Origin of the sequence: Tardiphaga sp. 709 (assembly GCF_032401055.1) — a bacterium.
Lineage (GTDB): Bacteria > Pseudomonadota > Alphaproteobacteria > Rhizobiales > Xanthobacteraceae > Tardiphaga.
This window is the reverse complement of record NZ_CP135529.1, coordinates 1,151,462-1,175,825: the sequence shown is the minus strand read 5'-3', so window position 1 is coordinate 1,175,825 and position 24,364 is coordinate 1,151,462. Positions and strand designations below refer to the sequence as shown.

Here is a 24,364-nt window from a genome sequence, read left to right as displayed (position 1 = left end):
CTCATTTTTTACCGGGCGGCAGACGGTGCCGCCTCCGGGCTTTCCACCTACTGCGAGAGCAACCTCTGAACCATACTGAAATCCGTCGAACCGCATAGGTTCTTTTGATTTCTGCAATGAGGCAGGTCTCTCTAAGGTTCAATTTGCGGATGCGCTGCGTCGATGCGTAGCTGCATGCGCCCTGTTGGCGAAGGGTTGAGCATCTGGGATCATCCGACGTCACTCGTTCGTTGGTATTTTCTCCCGGCTCGGTCTTGCCTCTCAAGAATACCCGATTGCCCTCCAGACACATGAAAGCGCGGCCATGACGTCTCCAGTTGTTTATTTCCTCAATGGTCCGAATGCCAATCTTTATGGGCTGGACAAAAGCGGCACCTATGGCCGCGAAAGTTTCGTCTCGATCAAGAAGCGCTGTGAAGACCATGCAGCTTCGCTCGGCTTGATGGTCGACTTCCGCCAGTCCAACCACGAAGGCGTTCTGGTTGACTGGATTCAGGAGGCGCGGGAGAAGGCCGAGGGGATCGTCATCAATGCCGCCGGTCTCACTTACTCGTCGGTACCGATCCTCGACGCGTTGCTCGCTTTCGAGGGCCCGATCATCGAGGCGCATATGAGCAATATCTGGAAGCGCGAGCCGTTTCGCCATCACTCCTATGTGTCGCGTGCGGCGACTGGCGTAATCGCGGGGCTCGGCGCGCTGGGCTATGAGCTGGCATTGACGGCGGTATCGCGCTTGATCGCCGAAAAGGCCGCGCAATGACGTCGGAGGTGATGGCGTTCTACAGCGCCTTCGATGACTTCGAGACGTGGCGTGCGGCGCTCGCGGCCGAAGGAATCGATCTTCGCCAAGCCGACGATATCGCCGATCCCACACGCGTACGGCAGGCACTTGTATGGAAGCCGCCGCATGGTTTCTTCGCGCGCTACCCAAATCTCGGCCTCGTCGTCAATCTCGGCGCCGGCGTCGACGCGCTGGTCGGGCGTGACGATCTGCCGGAGGTTCCGATCACGCGCCTGTCCGACCCGAAGATGGCGCGGATGATGGCTGGCTATGTGTTGTTCGCGGTGATGCGCCATGCGCGCGACGTTCCAGCCTTCGAGCGCGCCCAGCGCGAGCGCCGCTGGCACTATATTCATCCGCGCGATCCCGAGACTATCACGGTCGGCATTCTCGGCCTTGGCGAACTCGGGCTGACCGCGGCGCTCGAATGCGCCCGGCAAGGCTATCGCGTACGTGGCTGGTCCAACACGCTGAAGTCGGTGGAGGGCATCGAGACATCTGCCGGTCTGTCTGCGTTGCCGGATATCCTGGGCGATAGCGACATTCTCGTCTGCATGTTGCCCCAGACGCCGCAAACAAGCGGGCTGCTGAACGCCGAGCGCCTGGCGCAGATGAAGCCGGGGGCAGTCTTCATCAATGTCTCGCGCGGCAGCATCGTCGATGAGCCGGCGCTGATCGAAGCGCTGCGTTCGGGCCATATCGCAGAAGCGACGCTGGATGTGTTTGCCTCCGAGCCGTTGTCGCCGGACAGCGCGCTCTGGGCGATGGGCAATGTGCTGATCACGCCGCATCTCGCATCGGTGGCGCTGCCGGGTTCTGCGTCACAGCAGATCGGCGAGAACGTGCGCCGGCTGCGGTCGGGGCAGGAGCTGCTAAGCCGCGTCGACCCTCGCCGGGGCTATTGAGCCCGGCGCGAACTGGCCGCCTACGGCAAAGGCATCACGCGCGTAATCGGCGAATGTCTGCACCGCCGGTCGCAGTGCGTGGCGTTTCAGACGCAGCGCCATCACATGCGTTGCCGGCAATTTTTCGGTGATGGGCACTACGGCGACGCGGCTGCCGTCATAACCGATGGTGGTGCGCGGCACGGCATTGTGGATCGAATATCCTTGGCCATTCCCGATCAATCCGCGGATCAGCTCGAATGACCGGGTCCGGAAGGAAATGCGCGGCTCGATACCGGATGCCGTAAACAGGCTGGCGAAGTAGTCGCGCGAATGCGGCAGGTCCAGCAGGATGAACGGTTCGTCGCGCATTTCGGTCAGGCTGATCGACGACCGGTTTGCCAGAGGGTGATCCGCCGACAGCACGATGAAGGGCGGCAGCTCGCAGAATTTCTCACCGACGATCTCGTCGGGAACAGCGAAAGAGTAGGACAGTGCGAGTTCGGTCCGTCCGGAGACCAGCCCGTCGATGATCTCCTGCTGGTCGCCTTCCTCAAGTTTTACCGAAATGCCCGGCTGGCATTCGCGAAAGCCGGACAGCAGCCCCGGCATGAAGCGTGTGGCGAGGGTCGAGAAGCTACCGACCACGATCTCGCCGTGCAGGGTGCTGCCAAGCGACTGGGCGCTCTGGGCAAAATCGCGCGCATGCGCGAGCAGCAGTCTCGCGTCGTTTACCAGCCGCTGGCCGGCGGGGGAGAGGGTCACGCCCTTGGCGAGATGGCGAATGAAGATCTGGACGCCGAGTTCGGCCTCCAGCTGGCTGAGTGCGGCCGAAATCGAGGGCTGCGACACGTTCAGGCGCTTGGCGGCTTCCGTCACGCTGCCTGCATCGGCCGTTTCAACCACATAGCGCAGGGCCCGGAGCGAGAACCTCATCGTGTTTTCCTATGCATCTCCAAACATAAAAATATTTTCCTTATGATAGGCCCTTCGGCACCCTGTCGTCCAGTCGAACAGGAGCCAATCAATGATCCGCACGGGTGAAGAATATAAGCAGGGCATTCGCGATGGCCGCGAGGTCTGGATCGATGGCGAGCGCGTCAAGGACGTGACCACGCACCCGGCGCTGAAGCCGATCATCGACGTCAAGGCCCGGATGTATGACATGGCGCGTGAAGAGCGTTACGCCGCCGACCTCACTTACGTTGAAGACAACGAGACGCATTCGGTCTTCTACAAGCCGCCGACGGAACAGAAGGACTGGCACGACAAGATCAAGGCCGTCGATCACGTGATGAAGGACATCGGCGGCGTGGTCACCCGCGTCGGCGACGAGACCATCGGCGAGATGTGGTCGCTCACCGACGGGCGCGACGTGCTGGCCGAGATCGATCCGCGTTTCGCCGCCAATATCGATCATCACATCCGTGCCGTGATCGAGAAGGACATCTTCCACGTCTCGGCCAATACCGATCCGAAGGGCGACCGTTCGCTGCCGCCGCAGCAGCAGGATCCGGACCTGATGGTTCACGTCACCCGTGAAACCGATGCTGGCATTATCATCCGCGGCGCGAAGTATGAGACCGCTGCGGCCTATGCCGATCAGGCCTATCTGAAGCCGACCGTCGGCGCCTGGGCCAATGAAAAACTCTCAGACTATGCGGTGGGCTGCATCGTCAAGATGGGCGCGCCGGGCGTCAAGCATATCTGCCGTGGTGGCTTCGCCAATCGCAGCAGCGCCAACGCCAAGGATTATCCGCTCGCCAATCGCTTCGATGAGGTCGAGGCGCTGGTGGTGTTCGACGACGTGCTGATCCCGTGGGAAGATGTGTTCTTCTATCGCCATACCCGCGCTGCGCAATTCGTGCGTTCGACGCTGCATCGCTACTCGGCATTCCCCTACGTGCTGCGTCTGCTCTACACCGCCGATATGATGATCGGCGCGGCCATGTGGAACGCCAAGCAGACCGGTCTCGACAAGCTGCAGTCGGTGCGCGAGAAGCTCGCCGATCTGGTCTGCTATCGCGAAGGCATCAACGCGCATCTCACTGCGTCGATCGCCATGGCGGAGAAGAGCCCGGGCGGCCTTCTGATGCCGCAGCAGTCGATGCTGTATGCCGGCCGCGTGTTCGCCTGTTCGCAGCTCCCGGCGATGATGCATATCGCCCGCGAGCTGTGCGGCGGCCAGATCTGCATCACCCCGAATGCCGATGCGTTCGAGGCCGAGGGATCAGGCAAGTGGCTGAACAAGTTCTATTCGCTGAACGATCAGTGGCAGGCCGATGATCGCCGCAAGCTGCTCGCTTTCGCGCGCGACCTGCTCAATTCAGACTATGCCGGTCATCGCCTGACCTTCGTGCAATTCGCGCAGGCGCCGCACTTCAATCATCTGGCGGCGGTCTATAACAGCTTCGACTTTGCCGGGCCGCTGGATTTCGTCAAGAAGTCGGCGGGTCTGTCAGATCGCATCGATGGAGCGAAGTCGTGAGCGCAGCAACGCATCCGCTGGTCGAGGTCGATGTCTTCCGCGACGCCATGCGGATGACGGCCTCGGGCGTGGCGGTGGTGACGACGGATGGCGAAGCGGGGCGTGCAGGCGTTACAGTGTCGTCGCTGTGCTCACTGTCGATGGAGCCGCCATCGGTTGTGTTCAGCGTTCACCGCGACAATCGCCATCTCGAAAAGCTGCTGGCCAATGGCGTGTTCGTCGCCAACATTCTGTCTGATACGCAGGAGCGTGTTGCCAACAGCTTCGCCGGGTTGATCCCTGAACTACGCGACAACCGTTTTCTTGCCGGTGACTGGTCGGAGTTGCTGACCGGCGCGCCTGCGCTCGATGGTGCGTTGTGCAATTTCGATTGCCGTGTTGCCAGCGTGTTTGATTTCGGCTCGCATCGCATCGTCGCGGGCGAGGTGCTGAACGTTCGCAACCAAGCTGCGCTGCCCCTGATCTTCTCCGATCGCACATTCCATCGTCTCGCCGCCTGAGGATCTGCTCCATGACCACCCATCAGCGTTTTCGCAAGTTCAACACCAAGGAAGCCTATCCCGAGCAGTCGCTCGACAACGATGTCTGCATGGTCGTTCGCGCCAACAACACCGTTTATGTGCGCGGCCAGACGGCTATGGATCTCGACGGCAAGATCGTTGGTATCGGCGATGCCGCTGCGCAAACGGAGAATGCCATGACATGCGCCAAGGTGCTGCTTGAAGAGGCAGGCTCCAAGCTTGAGGACGTGGTGAAGATCGTCATCTACATCACCGATCGCGCCTATCGCGAGCCGGTCTATCGCGTCGTCGGCAAATGGCTGAAGGGCGTCTATCCGGTTTCGACCGGGATTATCGTTCAGGGCCTCGCCAAGCCTGAGTACCTGATGGAAATCGACATCATCGCGGAAATTCCGGCGTAACGACGCGTTTTTCGCCGGCACTACAGAGATCAATCGGACGTTTGCGGCTTCATCTTTCGCATGATCGATGAGTGCGGTTGCGCGCGGCTGTTCGGCGGAAATTCCTGAGATTTATCAATCGTCTGGCACGATGTTTGCTTTTCTTTCTACGTCATAATCCTTGTGAGGTTTCGAGATGAAGCGCGCCTTGAAGTTTACTGCATTGATGTTGCTGTCGACGCTCGCGATTGGCGGACAGGCATCCGCCCAGGAGAAGCTGGTGGTCAGCACCTGGGGTGGAAGTTTTCGCGATCTGATCGATGAAGCGATCGCCAAGAAGTTCACTGCCGAGACCGGCGTGAAGGTCGAATACATCACCGGCGGCACGATCGATCGCCTCAACCAGGCCAAGCTCGCTGCTGCGAAGCCGGAGAGCGACGTTACCTTCACGACGGCCCATGTCGGCTGGCTCTATGCCAACGACAATCTGTTCGAGAAGCTCGACATGGCGAAGATTCCGAATGCCAGTCATCTGGTCGAGCAGGCCAAGATCAGCCCGTATCACATCGGCTCCTGGGCCTATGTCTACACCATCGGCTATCTGCCCGATCAACTGCCCAAGGGCGTCAGCTTCGAGAGCTGGGAAGGTCTGTGGAATCCCGCGCTCAAGGGCATGATCTCGTCGCCCGATTTCGATCCAAGCCATGTGATGGTCGTTGCTGCCAAGCTGTCCGGCGGCGATGCGTCGAATTGGGAAGTCGGCGAAGCCAAGATGAAAGCGCTGAAGCCGAACTACAAGGCGTTCTACACCAACGATGCCAACAGCCAGCAGCTCTTTGCGACTGGTGAGACGCCGGTGCAGGTCGTGCTGTCGATGAACGCCTATTACATGCAGGCCCAGGGCGTGCCGATCAAGCTGGCGATTCCGAAGGAAGGCGCCGTGCTCGGCGTCGATACGATGGGCATCACCAAGGGCTCGACGAAGGCGGAGCTGGCCTACAAGTTCATCAACACCGCGCTCGATCCCGAAGTGCAGGCGAAGATCGCCGAACTGAAGAAGGGCAGCCCGGTGGTAGACAACGCCAAGGTCAAGCCCGAGATCGCAGCGCTGCCGGGCGTGTTCACGACCGCGGATCAGTGGGCGAAGCAGACGCTGGTGATCGACGCCAAGCTGCGTGCCGAGAAGACCGGCACCTGGCGCAAGTGGTTCACCGAAAACATCATGGCTCCGTAAAGGAGTTCGGGTCGCGATCCGGCTGATACCGCCGGATCGCGGTCCATGACGTCACGTTCGCCCACTTCGAGTTTGTCCATGAACACACGTCCATTTCTGGGATGGTTTGTCTCGCCGGCCGGCCTCGTTGCTGTGGGCCTGATCGCGGCGATGCTGGCTGTGTTTCAGTACAGCGTGCGGGCCTATATTCCCGGAACGCTCGAGGTCGGTGGATTCACCTGGGCGAATTTCGAAGCCATGCTGCGGCCGCTTTACGCACTGGCATTCTGGAATACGGTGCTGATCTGTTTTGAAACGGCGGTGTTCACGCTGCTGCTTGCCTATCCGCTAGCCTATGCGTTGACGCGCACCAACAGCTCTGCGTTGCGCTCCTTCATCCTGATCGTGTCGGTGACGCCGCTGTTTCTCGGCGAGGTGGTGCGGACCTATTCCTGGATGATCGTGCTCGGCAATAACGGCTTCCTGAACACGCTGCTGCTCAAGCTCGGCCTGGTGGATCGCCCGTTGCGGATGATGTTTACCTCGGGCGGCGTGATTGCGGCCCTGGTGCATGTGACCATGCCGATCATGGTCATCATGCTGGCTGCGGCGCTGTCGCATATCGACCGCAATTACGAGAAGGCGGCCGAAAGTCTCGGCGCGGGTCCGATCCGCATCTTCATGACCATCACGCTGCCTCTGTCGATGCCCGGCATCGTTGCCGGCTTCTCCACCGCCTTCGCGTGGACCTTCAGCGCCTTTGCAACGCCACAGCTGATCGGCGGCGGCCGCGTCGCCACGGTGTCGACGCTGATCTATCAGCTCGGCTTCTCGTCGTTCAATTTCCCCTTCGCCGCCAGTCTCTCCATCATCGGTCTCGCATTGTCGCTGGCCGTGATCGCGCTGCTGAAGAAAGCCGCGAGCCCGCTCGAACGCATGGCGGGCACGACATGAAACGCTCACCTGCAACCCTTGCGCTGCGCTGGTCGGGCCGCGTCCTCGTTGCCGCCATTCTCCTGTTCGTGCTGTTGCCCGGCGTCGTCGTGGCGATCTCGGCTTTCAACGATCGCGCGATCCTGCAGTTTCCGCCGCAGTCATGGTCACTGCGCTGGTTCTATCGCGCCTTCTCCTATGCCGATTTCGCCAAAGGTTTCTGGAATGGCCTGACCGTGACGGTCTGGGCATCCAGCATCGCGGTCGTCGTCGGATCTGCCTTTGCCTTTGCCATTCATCGCTACAAATTCGCGCTCAGGGATTTCCTTGAAGGCATTCTGCTGTCGCCGCTGATCATCCCGCATTACACCGTCGGTCTTGGCATTCTCATTCTCGCCTCGCAGACGGGTGTTGGTCGCGGTTTTCCGCTCGTCATCTTCGCCCATGTGGTGATGGTGCTGCCTTTCGTGATGCGCAGCACTTACATCTCGCTGGAAAATCTCGACACGCGCCTGGAGCTGGCCGCGTCCAGTCTCGGCGCCACGCCGCTGCGGATCCTGTTCACGGTGACGATCCCGCTGCTGATTCCGGGCTTGCTCAGCGGCTGGCTGTTCGCGGCGATCCTGTCCTTCAACGAATTCACGGCGACGTTGTTTGTTAGCAGTCAGGCGACGCAGACGCTGCCGGTCGCCATGTATAATTACGTCCGCGAATTCGCGGATCCCACATTGGCCGCACTCTCGGTCATCTACATCGTCGTGACCGCAACCTTGCTCACGATCGCCAATTCCTTCCTGGGCCTCGGGAAAATCCTGAATGTTGATGCGCACTGATCCAATGACGGCACACACGCCGGAAGCGACCAGCGAAAAAGTTCGTCCGGCGGTGCAGCTCGACGGCGTCACCAAGCGCTTTGGCGAATCCATGGCGCTACATGAAGCCTGGCTGAAGATCCGGCCGAGCGAGTTCATGACTCTGCTGGGCCCATCCGGCTGCGGAAAGACGACGCTGCTCAATCTGGTCGCCGGCTTCCTCGAAGCCGACAATGGCGAGATCTTCATCGACGGCGATCTGGTCACCGAAACGCCCGCGCATATGCGTGAGATTGGCATCGTGTTCCAGAACTACGCGCTGTTCCCGCATATGAGCGTCGCCAAGAACGTCGCTTACGGATTGAAGACCCGCGGCGTCGACAAGAAGGAGATCGCGCGCCGCGTCGACGAAGCGCTGGCGCTGGTCAAGCTCACAGGCTTTGCCGACCGCAAGCCGCGGCAGTTGTCGGGCGGCCAGCAGCAGCGGGTGGCGCTTGCGCGGGCCTTGGTGATCAGGCCGAAGGTGCTGCTGCTCGACGAACCATTCTCGGCGCTCGACAAGAATCTGCGCGGTTCGATGCAGGTCGAGCTCAAGCAGATCCAGCGTGAGCTCGGCGTCACCACGATCTTCGTGACGCATGATCAGGGTGAGGCGCTGTCGATGTCGGACCGCATCGCCGTGATGTCGGCCGGGCGCATCCGCCAGATCGCGGCACCCGACGATATCTATCGCCGTCCGGCGGATCGCTTCGTCGCGTCCTTCGTGGGCGACGCCAATATCCTCAACGGGCGTCTTGTCGAGAAGCGCGGCGATGTCGCGGTGGTTTCGGTCGGCGACATCAGCGCCGAAGTTCCTGCGGCGCCGATTGCCGCGCTTTCGGTTGGCGATGCCTTGGATGTCTTCGTGCGGCCGGAGCATCTCGCCGTCACGTCGCGTGGCGCTTCGGGATCACTGCCCGGCACTGTGATGACACAGGTGTTTCAAGGCGGCCATGTCGATCTATATATCGACGCGCCCGGCAGCGCGCGCGAGCGCATCCTGCTGCGTTCGCCGGGCATTGCGGCGCTGTCGTCCTGTCCGGTCGGAGCCGAGATCGGATTGACCATCGGCTCCGACGATATCGTGGCGTTTCCGCCGGGTGAGGCGGCGTGAGGCGCTCTGCCTTAGAACGACGGCGCAGCGCCCGGATTCATCGCGCGCGCAATGTAGTCCTTCTGCTGCGGCCGATAGCGCTCCCACAGCGCGCGGAGTTCACCGATCGGAGCGTCGTGCCAGTCGACACGCAGATCGACCACCGGCCAATCGAACATGTGGGCAACATGCAGGCCCGCGGCATGTTCGTCGTCGGTCTCGCCGCCCGCATCGAGGCCGGCTTCCAGCGCCGACATCAGCCGCTCCGCCAGCGGTTGCCCGGCCGTCGCCTCGAACCGCGCGACCATCACGCTCGGGACTTTCTCATCGACCAGCAGATTGCCCATAGCGAGACAACCATTGCCCTGCGCAATGCCGATGATCGGCAAGGCCTGTGCGCCGGAATGCCAGGCCACTTGGCCATAGCGATCGATCACACCGACCTGCCGCCACGCCGGCTGCGGCGTGCCTTGCGTCAGATTGTTCAGCACCGCACCAGCGCCAAGGCCCTGACGCAGCAGTGCGAGGCCGGTCGGGCCGAGCGACGGATCAGTGACATTCTGCGACACCACCAGACCCAGAGGTCCCACCCAGGCGCAGCGCGCCGGCACGGCAATGCTGGACGATGTAATGGCAATGCCAAACGCGCCGGTCTCCGGACAGCGTGCCGAGATGGAATAGGTCATCGTGATGCTCCCGCAATCGTAAAAGTATTGAGAGTATAGATGATCGAGAGAATAGCTCAAATACTTTGCGAGCTGATCAGTATTGAAAGTATAAGTTCGAATTCGAACCTCGATATCATCGCATATATCGAGCGGATACTTGCGTCGTCGGGCGTGTCTTCGCGCCGCGTGCCGTCGCCTGATGGCTGCAAGGCCTCGCTGCTCGCGACTATCGGTCCTGTGGATCGTCCCGGTGTGGTCCTGTCAGCGCATACGGATGTCGTGCCGGTGGACGGGCAGGCGTGGACCGTGCCGCCCTTCGCAGGCGTCGTCCGTGATCGGCGTGTCTATGGCCGCGGCGCTACCGACATGAAGGGCTTTCTGGCCGTCGTTCTCGCTGCCGTGCCGCGCCTGAATGAAGCCGCGACAGCTGCGCCCGTGCATCTGGCGTTTTCCTATGATGAGGAAGTCGGATGCCGCGGTGCGCCTGATCTTGTGGACGCGCTCGTGCAGTCCGTTGCAATGCCTGCACTCGCCATTGTTGGTGAGCCCACGACTATGCGCGTCGTTCGCGCGCACAAGGGCAAGGTCGCGCGTCGCCTGACAGTAACAGGCCGCACCGGCCACTCGGCGATGCCGCATCGTGCGGCCAATGCGGTCGATGCGGGCGTTGCGATCGCGCATGCGTTGCGCGGTCTGGCCGATGAGGAAATCGCGCGCGGCGGCGATGCGGCGTTCGATCCGCCATACACGACCATTCACGTCGGCTCGCTGCATGGCGGCACCGTGGTCAATCTGGTGCCGGAACGCGCCGTGCTGGAATACGAGATCCGCACCATGCCAGGCCGTGATGCCGGCGAGATTCTTGCGCGGATCGATGAGGTGGTTGCGCGTGAGCGCGATCGGTTGCGCGCCAATGCACCGGAGGCAGACATCGTCTCCGAGGAACTGTCGGCCTATCCCGGGCTCGAGACCGCCGCCGATGCCTCCATGACGCATCTGGTCGCAGGAATGGCAGGCGATACGCAACCCGTAACCACAGTCGCCTTCGGCACCGAGGCTGGCCTCTACGCAGAGGCCGGCATTCCCACGCTCGTCTGCGGACCCGGCGATATGGCTCGCGGCCACAAGGCTGATGAATGGATCGGTTTCGACGAACTCGCGGCTGCGAACGCGATGATGGATAGGCTGGCGGATTTGCTGCGTCGGCCGAGTGAAGAGTGGATAAGCGTATCATGAAGAACGAAGTGTCGACGATCATGTCGACCATGCAGGCGATCATCGCGACGCAAGCAGGCGGTCCTGACGTTCTGACGCAAGTCGAACGACCGGTGCCGGTGCCCGGTCCCGACGAAGTGTTGATCGAGGTCGCCGCAGCCGGCGTCAATCGCCCGGACCTGATGCAGCGAAGTGGTGCCGTGCCGCTGCCGCCGGGTGTCACTGACGTGCTCGGTCTCGAAGTCGCCGGCCGCGTGGTCGGCGGCGACGCTGCGTTGCAGGGGCAGGCGGTGATGGCCCTCGTGAAGGGCGGCGGTTATGCGCGCTATTGCATCGCCAAGGCATCTCATTGTCTTGCGGTGCCCGAGGGGCTGACGATGGAGCAGGCGGCGGCATTGCCCGAAGCGCTCTTCACCGTCTGGCACAATCTGTTCGAACGCGGCCGGCTGTCGAAGGGCGAGACCGTGCTGGTGCATGGCGGTGCCAGTGGTATCGGCACTATTGCGATCCGCATGGCCATCGCCCGCGGCGCGACGGCGATTGCGACCGTGGGCAGCGATGCCAAGAAGAAGGCGGTGGAAGCGCTCGGTGCCGTCGCAATCAACTATCGTACCGACGACTTCGTTGCCGCAGCGCGCGACGCCACAAGCGGGCGCGGCGTTGATGTTGTGCTCGATATCGTCGGAGGTTCCTATGTGGCGCGCAATCTCGATGCGCTCGTGCCGGGCGGACGGCATGTCAGCCTGTCCTTCATGGAAGGCGGCGTGGTGCCGATCGATCTCGGTTTGGTGATGCGGAAGGGATTGTATCTGACGTCGTCGACGCTGCGGCCGAAGTCCGACGAGGAGAAGACCGCAATCGCTACCGCGCTCCGCGCCGAGGTGCTGCCGCTGGTCGCGTCCGGCGAGGTGAGGCCGCTGATCTGGCGGACGCTGCCCCTCGGGGATGCTGCGCAAGCTCACCGCATTCTGGAAGCCAATGAAAACATCGGCAAAGTGCTGTTGCTGCCGGCAGACGCCGCATGAGCGGCGATGTCGAGCGCAAAAGCCGCATATCGATACAGGAGCAGTCCCATGGCGACGACTAAACCCTCTCTCAAGCTGACACATGAAGGCGCGCTCAAAGCGCTGGCGGGTGCCGTCGCCAAGGCAGAAGAGTTGGGCGTGGCGCAGAACGTCACGATCGTTGACGACGGCGGCAATCTGCTGGCTTTTGTTCGGATGGACGGCGCCAAATTGCTGTCGCGGGAAACCTCGATGTCGAAGGCCATCACCGCTGCGTCGCATCGGCAGCCAACGTCGCGGCTCAATCCCGCCGACGAGATCAAGCTCGCCATCGCAGGCGGCGGCCGGCTCACCAATCTCGAAGGCGGACTGCCCATTATGATTGCAGGCCAGTGCGTCGGGGCAGTCGGCGTCGGGTCGGGCACCGGCGCGCAGGATGTCGAAGTCGCGCGCGCCGCACTGGCGGCCATCGACGCGGAGGATCAGAAGCCATGAGCGACAGGATCGAACTGTTCTACGCGCCAACATCGCCCTACGTCCGCAAGGTCATGGCCTGTGCGATCGAGCTCGGGATCGCCGATCGTATCGTGAAGCTGCCCAGCGCCGCGCATCCGTTGAAGCGCGACGCGCGGATCGCAGGTTTCAACCCGCTCGCCAAGGTGCCGGCGGCGAAGCTGGCGGATGGCACGCTGCTGTTCGACAGCCGGGTGATTTGCGAATATCTCGACGACCTCGGACGCGGTTCGCTGTTTCCGCGCGGCGCGGAGCGCTGGCAAGTGCTCACCGAACAGGCGCTCGGTGACGGTTTGCTCGATGCGGCGCTGCTCACGCGCTATGAAAATACCTGCCGTAGCGACGAGATCAGATCGGCGGAGTGGATCGATGGTCAGATGACCAAGATCGCCGCGGCGCTCGATCAGATGGAAAACTCTGTCGCATCGTTCGGCGCCCGCATCACCATCGGCAGCCTCACTATTGCCTGCGCCCTCGGCTATCTGGATTTCCGTTTCGCATCGTTCGACTGGCGCGGCTCGCGGCCGGCCCTGACCGACTGGTTCGCAGCCGTGTCGGAGCGGCCGTCACTGCGAGATACGGTTCCGGCTGAGGGATAATTCTGTCGTCAGCTTTCTGCCTCGACCCAGTTCAGTGTCATTCGCATGGCATGGCTGTGCCGGGCGTCGATCAGCCACTGTTCTTCGCGATAGCAGATCGAGCGCAGCAGGCTCTCGATGGCGAAGGAGGCGAAGAACCGCGGCGTGATTTGCTCGACCTCAATGGGACCGAGCGGAAATGCGATAATCGACGCCGCCTTGAGGTGGCTGTCGTTCGGGAGAGGTTCTGAGGCGCGCAGCAGATTGAGCGTCTCTATGGCGATGGTTTTCTGACCGGGCATCGGGGCATTCTGCCGAAAAACCTTACGCTGCCAGCCAGTGCTTAATTTTTCGTGGAACCGGGTGTCGCGCGGCTCAGGCGGCCAGATGAAAATCAGAAATCTGCACGCGATTTCGGCCCGCCGCCTTGGCTTGGTAGAGCGCCGCATCGGCACGGCTAAGCAATGCCTGCAGCGTTTCAGGCTCGGTTGACCGGATCGCGATTCCCACGCTGACCGTGGCATGGATAACACCGGCGGAAGTCGGGAACGTCTTTGTCTCCAGCGTTGATCGGATGCGCTCGGCGACAGCGGCTGCTGCTTTTGGGCTCGACGCGGCTAGGACAATGCAGAATTCCTCGCCGCCCAGACGCGCGGCAACGTCTTCGGCGCGAATGTTCGAGAAGATGACTTCGGCAAAGGCGCGCAGCACGCGGTCGCCGGCGGCGTGGCCGAACTGATCGTTGATCGTTTTGAAGTGATCGAGATCCATCACCAGAATGGCGGTGTTGGATGCTGTCTCCGTTACCTTTTCGCCAAACAGCGCGCGCCGATTGAGCAGGCCGGTCAGAGGATCGGTCATGGCATCGGATTTATGCCGGTTCGACGTCCGGATCTGGTTGATTGTCAGTGATAGCGCACCGATCCCGGTCAGACCGACGATCACCATCAGTGAATTGAACTGTTCTGCCCAATTCATCGGTCGATCGGTCAGCACGAATTGCCCGGTACGCAAGAGTTCGGCACCGCAGGCCACGAACGATGCGGCCGTTACGAGATAGAGTAGCGCATTTGCGACCATCAGCAGCGGTGCTTCGGCGCGCGCGTGCCAATATTGTGCTGCCGACAGCGCAACGAGAAGGCCCGTGCCAAAATTCGCGGCCATCGTGCCGACGCCGGTGTAACCAAGCGCAAAGCCGATGATCATCGGAACGAGCCCTGCGGTGGTGACGAGGGCGGCGCGGATCCAATGGGCCTGGTTCGAGCAGAATTGCGTGGTGCCCGCATAGATCACCCCGAAGCCGACAAGCAGCAATATGAATGCAGCGAGCTGTAGCCTCGAATCATACTGCTCGAAGCCTGCATAGATGATGACGGCAACCACCGTGGTCGCGAGACCGATCGACCAAGTCAGCAGATAGGTCTCGGATCGCGCGACGAGCCAGGTGGCGAGCAATGTGAGCGCGAGCGCCGCGCTCGAGAGTCCGATCGCTGCGAAGATGGAGGACTGATCTAGCAACATGATGTCCGAACGCGGTGTAATTTATTTGATGCGCAATAAGCAGCACCCACTTACCACCGATCGCGGTCGGGGCCACCCATTTTGTATGGTGAGCAAAGCGTTACCAGGTCTGTGGACTGGATGTCCGGAGAGCGTCGTACGGCCGTTTTTTGCGACGATCTGTGCCGGAACGAGACGCAGCGACCGGCGTTTTCCTGAAGGGCGTTACAGAGGGTTGAACATGAAAAAGATTCTGGCGACGGCGGCAGCTGCACTGATGATCGCGAGTTTCACGGCGACGGCGGCTTCTGCGAAGAAAGTCCATCGTAGCTACAAGGCGCACCACGGCTATTACGGGAGTTATGGCCAGATGCGAGGTCCCGCAATCTTTCGTGGCAATGCCGCGATGAGCGGCAATCACGGCAATTCTGCCTATGGCAGCAACTCGCTCGGCCATATCAAGGGCGGCAATATCGGGGGCGGCAAGTAGCGCGGCATTACATTGGGGAAGACGAGATCGATCGTTTCAATGCGACCGATCTGGTTAACGTCTTTCTGATGGGTTGGTGGTAATTGGCTGTACCGCAACTTACAGTTCAGGTTTGTCATGCTCCCGGATGGCCGTTATTCGGCGTGGTTTCGTATTCCCGAGAAGGAAGGCATGGGGATTATCACGCTCGCTGATGGTCGATTGTCGGGCGGCGATACGGTGATCGCCTATAGCGGTTCCTATATCCAGAACGGCGATGCTTTCACGGCGACGATTGCGACCCGCCGGCATGCGGACGGCCAGCCGGCGATCTTCGGCATCGATGAAGTCGAGATTGATCTGGTCGGGACATCCAAGACCACGACGGCGTCCTGCAGAGGTGTCGTCAAGCAACGGCCCGGCGTGCCGTTTGAGGTCGTGCTGGTGCGCATGGAAGGCTAGGCCTCCGGTCTATTCGCGCAACTCGTATTGATGTCGCAACAGTTGGACCATGTCCTGGACCCGCTGCCGCCAGGCACGCGCGTCAGGCACCGCGCCGGCGGCCGGCGTGATGCGCAACATGGCGTTCCACGGGCGCGTGCCATAGACGACCACCTCGAAGCCGGCTGTCGGACAGCCATCGATACCTTTTAGCGCGCGCAGGATCACATCCGCGATTTCCGAGCGGCCAAGCGTGCGGGTGCTCTCGACTGCAAGTTGCGGCTCCAGCGATGCCGCCGGATTCTCCTCTGCGACGACCGGATCGAAACCGTCTCTGGTGTCCGCGTCTGGCTCAGGCCTGATCGGTTCGGGATCGCCTGGCCTCCTCATGAGTCGTTCGACCAGACCGAGCAGGCCTCGATCGCGTTCGGGCGTCTCTTTCACATCAACAGTCCAATATCAGCGGCGACGGGCGATTTCACATCCTCCGCGGGACGTTGTCGATGGGCTTGACGGTCATTGCGGTGCACAAATGCGCTGCGGGTTGGCTTTGTCGCAAAAGTTTCATCCGCGGCCTATAGTGGGGCGTCACGCATTCCCCTCAGACTTCTATGCGCCGGCCTTAAAGCCTGCGCCAGGATGGAGACGATCGCCGTGAAACCGTTCCGCTTGGTATTTGCTCTGTCCGCGCTGGCGCTCGCCGCCGTATCGCAGCCCGCCCGTGCTGCGGACGTCATCTGCTACAACTGTCCGCCGGAATGGGCCGACTGGGCGTCGATGATCAAGGCGGTGAAGACCGACCTCTCGATCGAGATGCCGCATGACAACAAGAATTCCGGCCAGGCACTGGCTCAGATCCTCGCCGAGAAGGCCAATCCGGTTGGCGACATCGGCTATTTCGGCGTCACCTTCGGCATGAAGGCCAAGGCGCAGGATGCGCTCGAACCCTACAAGCCCGCTGGCTGGGATCAGGTCGATGCCGGCCTGAAGGACTCCGAAGGCTACTGGACCACAATCCATTCCGGTACGCTCGGCTTCTTCGTCAACAAGGATGCCCTGGCTGGCAAGCCGGTGCCGAAGTGCTGGAAGGATCTCGCCAAGCCCGACTACAAGGGCATGGTCGGCTATCTCGATCCGACGTCGGCCGCCGTCGGCTATGTCGGCGCTGTCGCGGTCAATCTCGCGCTCGGCGGTTCGGACCAGAATTTCGATCCGGCCATCGCCTTCTTCAAGGAGCTGAAGAAGAACGATGCGATCGTGCCCAAGCAGACGTCCTATGCCCGTGTCGTCTCCGGCGAGATGCCGATCCTGCTAGATTATGATTTCAATGCCTATCGCGCCAAGTATTCCGAGAAGGGCAGTTTTGAATTTGTCATTCCCTGCGAAGGCTCGGTCGTGTTTCCCTATGTGGTCGGTCTGGTGAAGAACGCGCCGCACAAGGACAAGGCCAAGAAGGTTATGGACTATCTCCTGTCCGACAAGGGCCAGGCGATCTGGACCAACGCCTACCTCCGTCCGGCCCGCAAGATCGAACTGCCGGAAGCCGTGAAGGCCAAATTCCTGCCGGACAGCGAATATGCCCGCGCCAAGAGCGTGGACTGGGGCAAGATGGAGCTGGCGCAGAAAGGCTTCAGCGACCGCTATCTCGCCGAAGTCCGTTGATGCACAATGGTGCCCCGGCGGGGGCAGGGGCACCATAATTTCATGTCGCATCGTAATTTCATCTGGATCTGCCTGTTGCCGCTCGTGGTGGTGACAGCAGCCTTCTTCCTCTTGCCGATGGCGCAATTGCTCGCCGTCGGTGCCGGCGGATCGCGCGGCGCGTCCGCCTATCTGGCGATCATTACAGAACCGCGCTATCGCGCCACGCTGATCAATACGGTCGTACTAGCTGCCGCGACGACCATCGCCACGCTGGTGATTGCCACCATCGCCGGCCTGTTCCTGCAGCGTCATCGCTTCCCCGGCCGCGCCGTGCTGATCGCCATGCTGACATTTCCGCTGGCATTTCCCGGGGTCGTGGTCGGCTTCCTGATCATTCTGCTGGCTGGGCGTCAGGGCCTGATCGGCGCCATCACGGCGGCATTGACGGGCGAGAAAGTCGTGTTCGCCTATTCAATCTTCGGTCTGTTTCTCGGCTATCTCTATTTCTCGATTCCGCGCGTGATCCTCACGGTGATGGCCGCGGTGCAGAAGCTCGATATCGGGCTGGAGGAGGCGGCGCGTTCGCTCGGTGCGAGCCCGTGGGCGGTTCAACGCGATGTTGTGCTGCCGGCGCTCGGTCCGGCCTTCGTCGCCTCGGGCGCGATTGCCTTCGCGACGGCGATGGGCGCGTTCGGCACAGCCTTCACGCTTGCGACAAACATCGATGTGCTGCCGATGCTGATCTATACCGAGTTCACATTGGCGGCGAATTTCGCGATCTCGGCGGCGCTGTCGATCGGACTCGGCGTGATCGCCTGGGCGATCCTTGCGCTGGCCCGCTCGATGAGCGGCGGCGCTGTCGCGGCGGCGGGGTGAGCCGATGCGCGATCGCCTGATTTTCGCTGGCCAACTCGGCTTCACACTGCTCGTCGCGGCGTTCCTCGTTGTGCCTGTTGTGCTGTCGATTTCCGCTGGCGTCACGGTCAATTACTTCCGCGGCATCCAGTCGGGCGTCACGCTGCAATGGGTGGTGCAGGTCTGGAATCTGTATGCCGGTGAAATCGGGCTGTCGTTTCTGATCGCCTTCGCGACCCTGGCGGTGACACTGATTGTCGGCGTGCCCGCGGCTTATGGGCTGCACGTGAAGGGCGGGAGGTTGTCGCGTGTGATCGAGGAGATCATCACGCTGCCGCTGGCGATCCCCGGCCTCGCCATCGCGCTGGCGCTGCTGCTGACCTATGGCGGCTTCGGTGGCTTCCGGCAGTCGTGGCTGTTCATCCTGACGGGCCATGTGATCTTCACCATGCCCTTCATGGTGCGCTCCGTGATGGCGGTGTTCGCTTCGGTGGACATCAAGACGCTGGACGAGGGGGCTGCCTCGCTCGGTGCGTCGCCATGGACGCGGTTTTGCAATGTCATCGTGCCGAACGCCATGCCCGGCATTCTCGCCGGATCGCTGATGGTGGTGACGCTGTCGCTCGGCGAATTCAACCTGACCTGGATGCTGCACACGCCGCTCACCAAGACGCTGCCGGTCGGTCTCGCCGACAGCTATGCGTCGATGCGGCTGGAAGTGGCGTCAGCGTATACGTTGATCTTTTTCATCATGATTGTGCCCCTTCTGGTGGCGATGCAGATGTTTGCCGAGAAGGGCGAAAAGAAATGAGCGCTATCTCAGGCCACGGTGCGGCCGTTCACATCCAGAATTGCGGCAAGACCTTTCCGGACGGCACGCAGGCGCTGGCGCCGGCTTCACTGGATATCGTGTCAGGCGAGACGCTGGTGCTGCTCGGCCCTTCCGGTTGCGGCAAGACCACCATGCTGCGGATTATCGCCGGTCTGGAGACGCCCGATGCGGGCGGCCGTGTGCTGTTCGACAAGACCGACATGACCGCGGTGCCGATCGAGCAGCGCCATGTCGGCATGGTGTTCCAGTCCTACGCGCTGTTTCCCAACATGACCGTGGCCGAGAACATTGGCTATGGGCTGAAGATTCGCGGCGTCGACAAGGCGGCACGCGCGGCGCGTGTCGCCGAGATGGTGGCGCTGACCAATATCGGCGGGCTCGAAAACCGCCGGATCGATCAATTATCTGGCGGCCAGCGTCAGCGCGTAGCTTTGGCGCGCGCGGTGGCCGTGCGTCCACGGGTGCTGCTGCTGGATGAGCCGTTGACGGCGCTTGATGCGTCGCTGCGCGACCGGTTGCGCAGTGAACTCAACAGCCTGCTACGCTCGCTCGGGATCACCGCGATCTATGTGACTCACGATCAGGCCGAAGCGATGGAGCTCGGCGATCGTATCGTTGTCATGCGCAAGGGCGCCATCGCCCAGATCGGCACGCCGCGGGAGATTTACTTTGCTCCCCAGAACCGTTTCGTCGCCGAATTCGTCGGTGCGGCCAATATCGTAGAGGGGCCGGTGAGCGGCGGTCGGCTGACGCTGCCCGGCGGCTGGCTGGCGCTCAGTGATGCCGCCGATAACGCTGCGGCAGTGGCGATGATCCGGCCGGAAACCATCGGAATTGTCGCCGAGGCGGACGCCTTCCTGCGCGGCACGGTCGAAAGCGTCGCCTTTATCGGTGATCGCCAGCGTCTCGTGGTGACGGGTGCGGCGAACAAGCCGTTGACGGTGGACGCGCCGAACACCATCAATGTACGTGCAGGGGAGCGCGTCGGCCTGTCGGTCACGCCTCAAGCGGTTCGCGTGTTGCCGAAAGAAGACTGATGTCGAAGCCCAGGCCCACCATCATCGCGCAGATCTCCGATCTGCATATCAAGGCGCCGGGCGAGCTGGCCTATGGCAAGGTCGACACGGCCAGGGCGTTGGAACGCTGTGTGGCCGAGCTGAATGCGCTCGAACCGCGGCCTGACCTTGTTGTCATCTCCGGCGATCTCGTTGATACGCCGACACCCGGCGAATACGAGCATCTGTGGCGTTTGCTGGCACCGCTCAAGATCCCGTTCATCGGCGTTCCCGGCAATCATGATGCTCGCGACATGATGCGCGCGGCATTTCCCGATTGGGCTTATGCCAAGTCGTCGGGCCCGCTCGATCAGGCGCGGACGTTTGGCCCGCTCGATATCATCCTGCTGGACTCGCATGTGCCGGGGAAGCCGCATGGCACGCTGGAAGCAGCGACGCTCGATTGGCTGGATGCCACGTTGGCATCATCGCGCGAGCGGCCGGCATTGTTATTCCTGCATCATCCGCCGTTCCGCACCGGCATCGAGCACATGGACGTACAGGACCTGTTTAATGTGGATGAGCTCGTCGCCATCGTCCGCAAGCACCCGCGTGTCCGGATCGTCGCCGCCGGCCACGTCCATCGTGCGACGCTGACGACATTCGCCGGAACGGTTGCGACCATTTGCCCGGCGCCGAACCATGCGGTCGATCTCGACATCGCCGAATTGCGCCCGCCGTCGTTTCGTGTCGAGCCGCCCGCTTTCCACCTGCATGTCTGGTTTCCGGATGGCGAGGAGGGCGGCCATCTGGTGACCCATCAGGTGTCGATCGGCGACTTCGACGGTCCGCATCCGTTCTTCGGAGCCGATGGGAAGTTGCTGTAAAACTCTGTCATTCCGGGGCACGCGCATCTTCGCGCGCGAACCCGGAATCTCGAAATGTGAGCTAACCAGCGTTTCAACTATCTCCAGGTTCCGGGTTCGCTCGCTGACACTCGCGCCCCGGAACGACGGTGCAGACTAAACCAGTGCGTTCGCCGCGATCAGGTTGCGGTAGAACTCCGCGCTGAGCTTCGGTGTTCGCTTCTGCGTCGTGAAGTCAACGTGATAGAGGCCGAAGCGCTTTTCATAGCCATCCGACCACTCAAAATTATCCATCAGGCTCCAGTGGAAATACCCTCTTACGGGGATGCCTTCCGACGTCGCGCGCTGCAGATGCGTGAGATAGTTCCTGAGATACATGACGCGGTCGAGATCGTGGATATTGCCGTCGCCGGCCGGCCGGTCGGCGGCCGATGTGCCGTTCTCGCTGATATAGATCTGCTTGACGTTCCAGACCTTGGCGACATTGCGCGGAGCCCAATACAGCGCTTCCGGCCCGATTCGCAGCCAGTCTGAATCCATGCGCGGGAACGAGGTTGGGAACGGCACCAATGCGAAGCCATGCTGATCACCACTCGCCACCACGTAATGTTGCGGCATGTAGACGTTGAGGCCGACGAAATCGACGGGCGAGGAGATGGTCTTCAGCTCCTCTGCCGTGAAGCTCGGTGCATTCTTGCCCGCATAGGCCAGGAATGCATCGGTATATCTGCCCTCGAGAATGACGGTCATATAGCCGCCATTCATCTCGCGCGTTGCGATTTCGGATGCGCGGATATTGGCCGGTGTTTCGATGGCCGGGACGCAGGACGCGACATTCTCGGCGAGGCCAACCCTGGTGTCCGGGCGCCCATTGGCGCGGATCGCCTGGACAGCCATACCATGGCCGAGTGCGACGTGATGGCGGATCTGATTGAGCTGCGCTTGCGACAGCTTCAGACCGGGCGCGAGCTCGACCGGGCCGCTGCCATAGCCGAAATCGACGAAGGTTGCGCATTCGTTGATCGTGAAAATGTTCTTCACACGGTCGGTAATCCGTTGCGCCACATGGGCGGCATAATCACCGAACGCCTTCGATGTATCTCGCGACGCCCAGCCGCCGACGCGGTCCTGCAGCGGCTGCGGCAGATCCCAGTGATACAGGGTGGCGTATGGCTCGATGCCGTTGGCCAATAGCTCGTCGATGAGGCGGTTGTAGAAATCGAGCCCTTGCGGATTGGGCGTGTTCATGCCGGTCGGAAACACGCGCGACCATGACATGGAGAAGCGATAGGCCTTCGCGCCCAACGCTTTCATCAGCTGGACGTCTTCCTTGTAGCGATGGAAATGATCCACTGCGTGGTCGCCGTTGCCACCGCCACGGATCTTTTTCGGTGTGTGCGAATAGCTGTCCCAGATAGAGGGGCCGCGGCCTTCGGCCGCGACGGCACCTTCGATCTGATAGGCCGACGTTGCGGTGCCCCAGACGAAATCCGCCGGAAAACGCCGGTCGTTGCCAAGCGTTGCCGGTGTGATCGGGGCTGTTTGGGCCTCGGCCTTTGCAGTCGGGACGGTGAGGCCGGCGGCGAGCGCGCCGGCCGCTCCGGCAAAATCGCGGCGCGTGAAACGATGGGACACCAGATCTCCTGCTAGTCCGGGACGCGACGGTCAGTCGTCATGCGGCTCATGATAGTTCTCTGCGCCGCCTTTCCAATAGCCCGATGCCTTGACCCATGCCTTGGGATGCTGGCGCTCGTCGACGAGAATCCTGCGGAGGCGCTTGGCAACCTCGGATTCGCTGGCGATGAAGGCATAGCCGTCTCCAACGGGAAGTTTGAGGTTGCGCAAGGCATCCTCCATCAGGGTGGTCGAGCCGGCGCTTTGCTGGCCACGATGCAGCCAGTTGATTGTGACGGATGCCCTGGATGCGAAGGTCTGCTCCTCGGCAGCATCGGCGACTTCTGCGATCACGATGGCCCGTGTGGCAGGACGCAGTTCTTCAAGTCGGCGGCCGATGGCGGGCAGGGCAGTTTCGTCGCCGATCAGCAGGTACCAGTCGAAGTCGTCCGGCACGACGAACGAGCCGCGCGGGCCGCCGATACCGATTTTATCGCCTGGCTTCGCTTGGGTGGCCCAGGTCGTGGCAGGCCCCGCATCGTGAATGGCGAAATCGAGGTCGAGCTCTTTCGCGGCTTCGTCATAGCGCCGCGGCGTGTAGTCCCGCGCGATTGGCCGCGCGCTTTCATCGACCAGCACGCGCCCTTCACTGAAGACCGGCATCAAAGGTTCGACTTCGCCGGGGCGCGGGAAGAATGCCTTGACGTGGTTGTCATAGGACGCGCTGACAAAGCCTTCGAGGTCGTCGCCTGTGAGGGTGATGCGCTTCATATGCGGCGTCACCGACGTCACGCGCTTGACGGTCAGCAGACGGCGCTTCAGCTCGTGACGAACGCGCGTGATGCGGTGAAGATCGTTGGAAATTGCTTCTGAAGATGTGTCGGTCATGTGGATTCCCGGGGAATCCAGATCGGCCTGTTTGACGCGGAGTCGCGCAGGTCGAGCCTGGATCAGGTTCGATCGGCGCGTTGGTTCACGTTAACGCTTACGTGCGGCCTCGCCGAGACAGCAATCACGGCAGACCTATCGAAACGTCCTTTTACGTGCAAGCCCGGGATTGTCGCACGCGCCGCACGATGGCGTGATGCCGGAAGCCTTCTAAACTGGCTGACGTCACCGCATGGACATTGCGGCCTTTCCGGGGGAGAACCGTTTCCGGATGTGGCGGCGTGGCCCCGAAATCGTTGGACGAGATAGACCTGATGAGCACTGAAGCAAAGTCTGCCACGCGCGTGGTCATTGTTGGCCTCGGCCCGATCGGCCGCAAGGTGGCCGAAGCACTGGACCGCGGCATCGACGGCCTGGTTCTGGCGGCGGTCGCCGTGCAGAATCCGGAGAAGCATCAGGCGTTCCTGGCTGGTCTCGGCAAGGCGCCGCCGGTGCTGCCGATCGCGGATCTCGTGGATGTCGCCGATATCGTGATCGAATGTGCGCCTGCAGCGTTGCTGCCCGAGATCGTCAAGCCGTTCGTCAGCAAGGGCAAGACCGCGATCGTGCTGAGCGCTGGAGCGCTATTGTTCAATGAGGATCTCGTCGCACTTGCTAAGCAGAACGGTGGTCAGATCGTGGTGCCGACCGGCGCGTTGATCGGGCTCGATGCCGTGACTGCTGCCGCCGAGGGCAAGATCTCGTCGGTGAAGATGGTAACGCGCAAGCCGGTGAAGGGCCTCGCCGGCGCGCCCTATATCGTCGAGAACAAGATCGACATTGAGAGCATCACCGAACCGATGAAGATTTTCGAGGGCACGGCGCGCGAGGCCGCCAAGGGCTTCCCCGCCAATCTCAATGTCGCCGTTGCGCTGTCGCTCGCAGGCGCAGGCCCCGACGCCACAACACTGGAAATCTGGGCCGATCCGGCGCTCACCCGCAACGTCCATCGCGTGGAAGTGGATTCGGATTCTGCACGGTTCTCGATGCAGATCGAAAACATCCCGTCGGAGAATCCGAAGACCGGCCGCATCACGGCGCTGTCGGTGATCGCCTATCTGCGCAAACAGCGCGCGGCATTGCGGGTGGGGACGTAAGG

28 protein-coding genes are annotated in these 24,364 nt (G+C 61.8%); 21 read left to right on the top strand and 7 right to left on the bottom strand.

The window, feature by feature from the left end; translation table 11 throughout:
• Positions 1-304 precede the first annotated feature (304 nt).
• Positions 305-760 (top strand): type II 3-dehydroquinate dehydratase, encoded by a 456-nt coding sequence (locus RSO67_RS06120; RefSeq protein WP_315842772.1) that lies wholly within the window; start codon positions 305-307, stop codon positions 758-760.
• Positions 757-1,686: a glyoxylate/hydroxypyruvate reductase A gene (locus tag RSO67_RS06115; RefSeq protein WP_315842771.1), complete on the top strand. Its 930-nt coding sequence runs from the start codon at positions 757-759 to the stop codon at positions 1,684-1,686. The genes RSO67_RS06120 and RSO67_RS06115 overlap by 4 nt, the downstream gene beginning before the upstream one ends.
• Here the strand turns inward: RSO67_RS06115 and RSO67_RS06110 are convergent.
• Positions 1,654-2,601, bottom strand: coding sequence for a LysR family transcriptional regulator (locus RSO67_RS06110; RefSeq protein WP_315842770.1), 948 nt, complete (start codon positions 2,599-2,601; stop codon positions 1,654-1,656). The two genes, RSO67_RS06115 and RSO67_RS06110, sit on opposite strands and share 33 nt — an antisense overlap.
• 91 nt (positions 2,602-2,692) lie before the next feature.
• Here RSO67_RS06110 and RSO67_RS06105 point away from each other — a divergent pair, with 91 nt between their 5' ends.
• From RSO67_RS06105 to RSO67_RS06075, 7 genes are all read left to right on the top strand, one after another.
• Complete coding sequence (locus RSO67_RS06105) at positions 2,693-4,153, top strand: 4-hydroxyphenylacetate 3-hydroxylase family protein (RefSeq protein WP_092151747.1); 1,461 nt, start codon at positions 2,693-2,695, stop codon at positions 4,151-4,153.
• On the top strand, positions 4,150-4,653 hold the full coding sequence (locus RSO67_RS06100; protein ID WP_315842769.1) for a flavin reductase family protein: 504 nt from the start codon (positions 4,150-4,152) through the stop codon (positions 4,651-4,653). Before RSO67_RS06105 ends, RSO67_RS06100 begins: the two co-directional genes overlap by 4 nt.
• Before the next feature lie 11 nt (positions 4,654-4,664).
• Entirely contained in the window at positions 4,665-5,075 is a 411-nt protein-coding gene (locus RSO67_RS06095) for a RidA family protein (RefSeq protein WP_089264770.1), read from the top strand.
• Positions 5,076-5,250: 175 nt separating this feature from the next.
• Positions 5,251-6,288, top strand: coding sequence for an ABC transporter substrate-binding protein (locus RSO67_RS06090; RefSeq protein WP_315842768.1), 1,038 nt, complete (start codon positions 5,251-5,253; stop codon positions 6,286-6,288).
• Positions 6,289-6,366: 78 nt separating this feature from the next.
• Positions 6,367-7,221: an ABC transporter permease gene (locus RSO67_RS06085; RefSeq protein WP_093762116.1), complete on the top strand. Its 855-nt coding sequence runs from the start codon at positions 6,367-6,369 to the stop codon at positions 7,219-7,221.
• Positions 7,218-8,033, top strand: coding sequence for an ABC transporter permease (locus RSO67_RS06080; protein WP_315842767.1), 816 nt, complete (start codon positions 7,218-7,220; stop codon positions 8,031-8,033). Before RSO67_RS06085 ends, RSO67_RS06080 begins: the two co-directional genes overlap by 4 nt.
• Entirely contained in the window at positions 8,017-9,165 is a 1,149-nt protein-coding gene (locus RSO67_RS06075) for an ABC transporter ATP-binding protein (RefSeq protein WP_315842766.1), read from the top strand. The genes RSO67_RS06080 and RSO67_RS06075 overlap by 17 nt, the downstream gene beginning before the upstream one ends.
• Before the next feature lie 11 nt (positions 9,166-9,176).
• Here the strand turns inward: RSO67_RS06075 and RSO67_RS06070 are convergent, their stop codons facing one another.
• Positions 9,177-9,830 carry a DUF1028 domain-containing protein gene (locus RSO67_RS06070; RefSeq protein WP_315842765.1) on the bottom strand — a complete coding sequence of 218 codons (654 nt, stop codon included), beginning with the start codon at positions 9,828-9,830 and terminating at the stop codon, positions 9,177-9,179.
• Between the two features lie 39 nt (positions 9,831-9,869).
• Here RSO67_RS06070 and argE point away from each other — a divergent pair, with 39 nt between their 5' ends.
• The 4 genes from argE to RSO67_RS06050 are packed head-to-tail and all read left to right on the top strand — an operon-like array spanning position 9,870 to position 13,143.
• Positions 9,870-11,048, top strand: coding sequence for an acetylornithine deacetylase (gene argE / locus RSO67_RS06065; RefSeq protein ID WP_315842764.1), 1,179 nt, complete (start codon positions 9,870-9,872; stop codon positions 11,046-11,048).
• Entirely contained in the window at positions 11,045-12,052 is a 1,008-nt protein-coding gene (locus tag RSO67_RS06060; protein ID WP_410001872.1) for an NAD(P)H-quinone oxidoreductase, read from the top strand. The genes argE and RSO67_RS06060 overlap by 4 nt, the downstream gene beginning before the upstream one ends.
• Before the next feature lie 48 nt (positions 12,053-12,100).
• Complete coding sequence (locus RSO67_RS06055) at positions 12,101-12,526, top strand: heme-binding protein (protein WP_315842763.1); 426 nt, start codon at positions 12,101-12,103, stop codon at positions 12,524-12,526.
• Positions 12,527-12,534: 8 nt separating this feature from the next.
• Positions 12,535-13,143, top strand: coding sequence for a glutathione S-transferase (locus RSO67_RS06050; protein WP_315844175.1), 609 nt, complete (start codon positions 12,535-12,537; stop codon positions 13,141-13,143).
• Positions 13,144-13,151: 8 nt separating this feature from the next.
• Here the strand turns inward: RSO67_RS06050 and RSO67_RS06045 are convergent, their stop codons facing one another.
• Positions 13,152-13,424 (bottom strand): hypothetical protein, encoded by a 273-nt coding sequence (locus tag RSO67_RS06045; RefSeq protein ID WP_315842762.1) that lies wholly within the window; start codon positions 13,422-13,424, stop codon positions 13,152-13,154.
• A gap of 73 nt (positions 13,425-13,497) precedes the next feature.
• Positions 13,498-14,643: a GGDEF domain-containing protein gene (locus RSO67_RS06040; protein ID WP_315842761.1), complete on the bottom strand. Its 1,146-nt coding sequence runs from the start codon at positions 14,641-14,643 to the stop codon at positions 13,498-13,500.
• Positions 14,644-14,863: 220 nt separating this feature from the next.
• On the opposite strand from RSO67_RS06040, the gene RSO67_RS06035 reads away from it, so the two are divergent.
• Together RSO67_RS06035 and RSO67_RS06030 are read left to right on the top strand one after the other, a co-directional pair.
• Positions 14,864-15,112 carry a hypothetical protein gene (locus RSO67_RS06035; protein ID WP_315842760.1) on the top strand — a complete coding sequence of 83 codons (249 nt, stop codon included), beginning with the start codon at positions 14,864-14,866 and terminating at the stop codon, positions 15,110-15,112.
• A gap of 117 nt (positions 15,113-15,229) precedes the next feature.
• A complete protein-coding gene (locus RSO67_RS06030; RefSeq protein WP_315842759.1) occupies positions 15,230-15,553 on the top strand; it encodes a GrlR family regulatory protein in 324 nt (107 codons plus the stop codon).
• A gap of 9 nt (positions 15,554-15,562) precedes the next feature.
• Here RSO67_RS06030 and RSO67_RS06025 read toward each other — a convergent pair whose 3' ends face one another.
• Entirely contained in the window at positions 15,563-15,976 is a 414-nt protein-coding gene (locus tag RSO67_RS06025) for a hypothetical protein (RefSeq protein ID WP_309945023.1), read from the bottom strand.
• A 210-nt stretch (positions 15,977-16,186) separates the two neighbouring features.
• Between RSO67_RS06025 and RSO67_RS06020 the strand changes: the two genes are divergently transcribed.
• Genes RSO67_RS06020 through RSO67_RS06000 form a run of 5 tightly spaced genes read left to right on the top strand, consistent with a single transcriptional unit; the run spans position 16,187 to position 20,745 of the window.
• On the top strand, positions 16,187-17,194 hold the full coding sequence (locus RSO67_RS06020) for an ABC transporter substrate-binding protein (protein WP_315842758.1): 1,008 nt from the start codon (positions 16,187-16,189) through the stop codon (positions 17,192-17,194).
• 42 nt (positions 17,195-17,236) lie between these two features.
• A complete protein-coding gene (locus tag RSO67_RS06015) occupies positions 17,237-18,052 on the top strand; it encodes an ABC transporter permease (protein ID WP_315842757.1) in 816 nt (271 codons plus the stop codon).
• A gap of 4 nt (positions 18,053-18,056) precedes the next feature.
• Positions 18,057-18,842, top strand: coding sequence for an ABC transporter permease (locus RSO67_RS06010; RefSeq protein ID WP_315842756.1), 786 nt, complete (start codon positions 18,057-18,059; stop codon positions 18,840-18,842).
• A complete protein-coding gene (locus RSO67_RS06005) occupies positions 18,839-19,900 on the top strand; it encodes an ABC transporter ATP-binding protein (protein WP_315842755.1) in 1,062 nt (353 codons plus the stop codon). Before RSO67_RS06010 ends, RSO67_RS06005 begins: the two co-directional genes overlap by 4 nt.
• Positions 19,900-20,745, top strand: a complete 846-nt coding sequence (locus tag RSO67_RS06000) for a phosphodiesterase (RefSeq protein ID WP_315842754.1) — start codon at positions 19,900-19,902, stop codon at positions 20,743-20,745. Before RSO67_RS06005 ends, RSO67_RS06000 begins: the two co-directional genes overlap by 1 nt.
• A gap of 135 nt (positions 20,746-20,880) precedes the next feature.
• Here the strand turns inward: RSO67_RS06000 and RSO67_RS05995 are convergent, their stop codons facing one another.
• Together RSO67_RS05995 and RSO67_RS05990 are read right to left on the bottom strand one after the other, a co-directional pair.
• The gene (locus RSO67_RS05995) at positions 20,881-22,359 is read right to left on the bottom strand and encodes a GH1 family beta-glucosidase (protein WP_315842753.1); all 1,479 of its coding nucleotides are present in this window, start codon (positions 22,357-22,359) and stop codon (positions 20,881-20,883) included.
• A gap of 30 nt (positions 22,360-22,389) precedes the next feature.
• Positions 22,390-23,226, bottom strand: coding sequence for a siderophore-interacting protein (locus tag RSO67_RS05990; protein WP_315842752.1), 837 nt, complete (start codon positions 23,224-23,226; stop codon positions 22,390-22,392).
• Positions 23,227-23,540: 314 nt separating this feature from the next.
• On the opposite strand from RSO67_RS05990, the gene RSO67_RS05985 reads away from it, so the two are divergent.
• On the top strand, positions 23,541-24,362 hold the full coding sequence (locus RSO67_RS05985; RefSeq protein WP_315842751.1) for an aspartate dehydrogenase: 822 nt from the start codon (positions 23,541-23,543) through the stop codon (positions 24,360-24,362).
• Positions 24,363-24,364: the final 2 nt, after the last annotated feature.

Bases quoted from the DNA above. Each gene is read 5' to 3' on its own strand.
- RSO67_RS06120 (WP_315842772.1), top strand. From the start codon at position 305: ATGACGTCTCCAGTTGTTTATTTCCTCAATGGTCCGAATGCCAATCTT.
- RSO67_RS06115 (WP_315842771.1), top strand. From the start codon at position 757: ATGACGTCGGAGGTGATGGCGTTCTACAGCGCCTTCGATGACTTCGAG.
- RSO67_RS06110 (WP_315842770.1), bottom strand. From the start codon at position 2,601: ATGAGGTTCTCGCTCCGGGCCCTGCGCTATGTGGTTGAAACGGCCGAT.
- RSO67_RS06105 (WP_092151747.1), top strand. From the start codon at position 2,693: ATGATCCGCACGGGTGAAGAATATAAGCAGGGCATTCGCGATGGCCGC.
- RSO67_RS06095 (WP_089264770.1), top strand. From the start codon at position 4,665: ATGACCACCCATCAGCGTTTTCGCAAGTTCAACACCAAGGAAGCCTAT.
- RSO67_RS06090 (WP_315842768.1), top strand. From the start codon at position 5,251: ATGAAGCGCGCCTTGAAGTTTACTGCATTGATGTTGCTGTCGACGCTC.
- RSO67_RS06085 (WP_093762116.1), top strand. From the start codon at position 6,367: ATGAACACACGTCCATTTCTGGGATGGTTTGTCTCGCCGGCCGGCCTC.
- RSO67_RS06080 (WP_315842767.1), top strand. From the start codon at position 7,218: ATGAAACGCTCACCTGCAACCCTTGCGCTGCGCTGGTCGGGCCGCGTC.
- RSO67_RS06075 (WP_315842766.1), top strand. From the start codon at position 8,017: ATGTTGATGCGCACTGATCCAATGACGGCACACACGCCGGAAGCGACC.
- RSO67_RS06070 (WP_315842765.1), bottom strand. From the start codon at position 9,830: ATGACCTATTCCATCTCGGCACGCTGTCCGGAGACCGGCGCGTTTGGC.
- argE (WP_315842764.1), top strand. From the start codon at position 9,870: ATGATCGAGAGAATAGCTCAAATACTTTGCGAGCTGATCAGTATTGAA.
- RSO67_RS06060 (WP_410001872.1), top strand. From the start codon at position 11,045: ATGAAGAACGAAGTGTCGACGATCATGTCGACCATGCAGGCGATCATC.
- RSO67_RS06055 (WP_315842763.1), top strand. From the start codon at position 12,101: ATGGCGACGACTAAACCCTCTCTCAAGCTGACACATGAAGGCGCGCTC.
- RSO67_RS06045 (WP_315842762.1), bottom strand. From the start codon at position 13,424: ATGCCCGGTCAGAAAACCATCGCCATAGAGACGCTCAATCTGCTGCGC.
- RSO67_RS06040 (WP_315842761.1), bottom strand. From the start codon at position 14,643: ATGTTGCTAGATCAGTCCTCCATCTTCGCAGCGATCGGACTCTCGAGC.
- RSO67_RS06035 (WP_315842760.1), top strand. From the start codon at position 14,864: ATGAAAAAGATTCTGGCGACGGCGGCAGCTGCACTGATGATCGCGAGT.
- RSO67_RS06030 (WP_315842759.1), top strand. From the start codon at position 15,230: ATGCTCCCGGATGGCCGTTATTCGGCGTGGTTTCGTATTCCCGAGAAG.
- RSO67_RS06015 (WP_315842757.1), top strand. From the start codon at position 17,237: ATGTCGCATCGTAATTTCATCTGGATCTGCCTGTTGCCGCTCGTGGTG.
- RSO67_RS06010 (WP_315842756.1), top strand. From the start codon at position 18,057: ATGCGCGATCGCCTGATTTTCGCTGGCCAACTCGGCTTCACACTGCTC.
- RSO67_RS06005 (WP_315842755.1), top strand. From the start codon at position 18,839: ATGAGCGCTATCTCAGGCCACGGTGCGGCCGTTCACATCCAGAATTGC.
- RSO67_RS06000 (WP_315842754.1), top strand. From the start codon at position 19,900: ATGTCGAAGCCCAGGCCCACCATCATCGCGCAGATCTCCGATCTGCAT.
- RSO67_RS05990 (WP_315842752.1), bottom strand. From the start codon at position 23,226: ATGACCGACACATCTTCAGAAGCAATTTCCAACGATCTTCACCGCATC.
- RSO67_RS05985 (WP_315842751.1), top strand. From the start codon at position 23,541: ATGAGCACTGAAGCAAAGTCTGCCACGCGCGTGGTCATTGTTGGCCTC.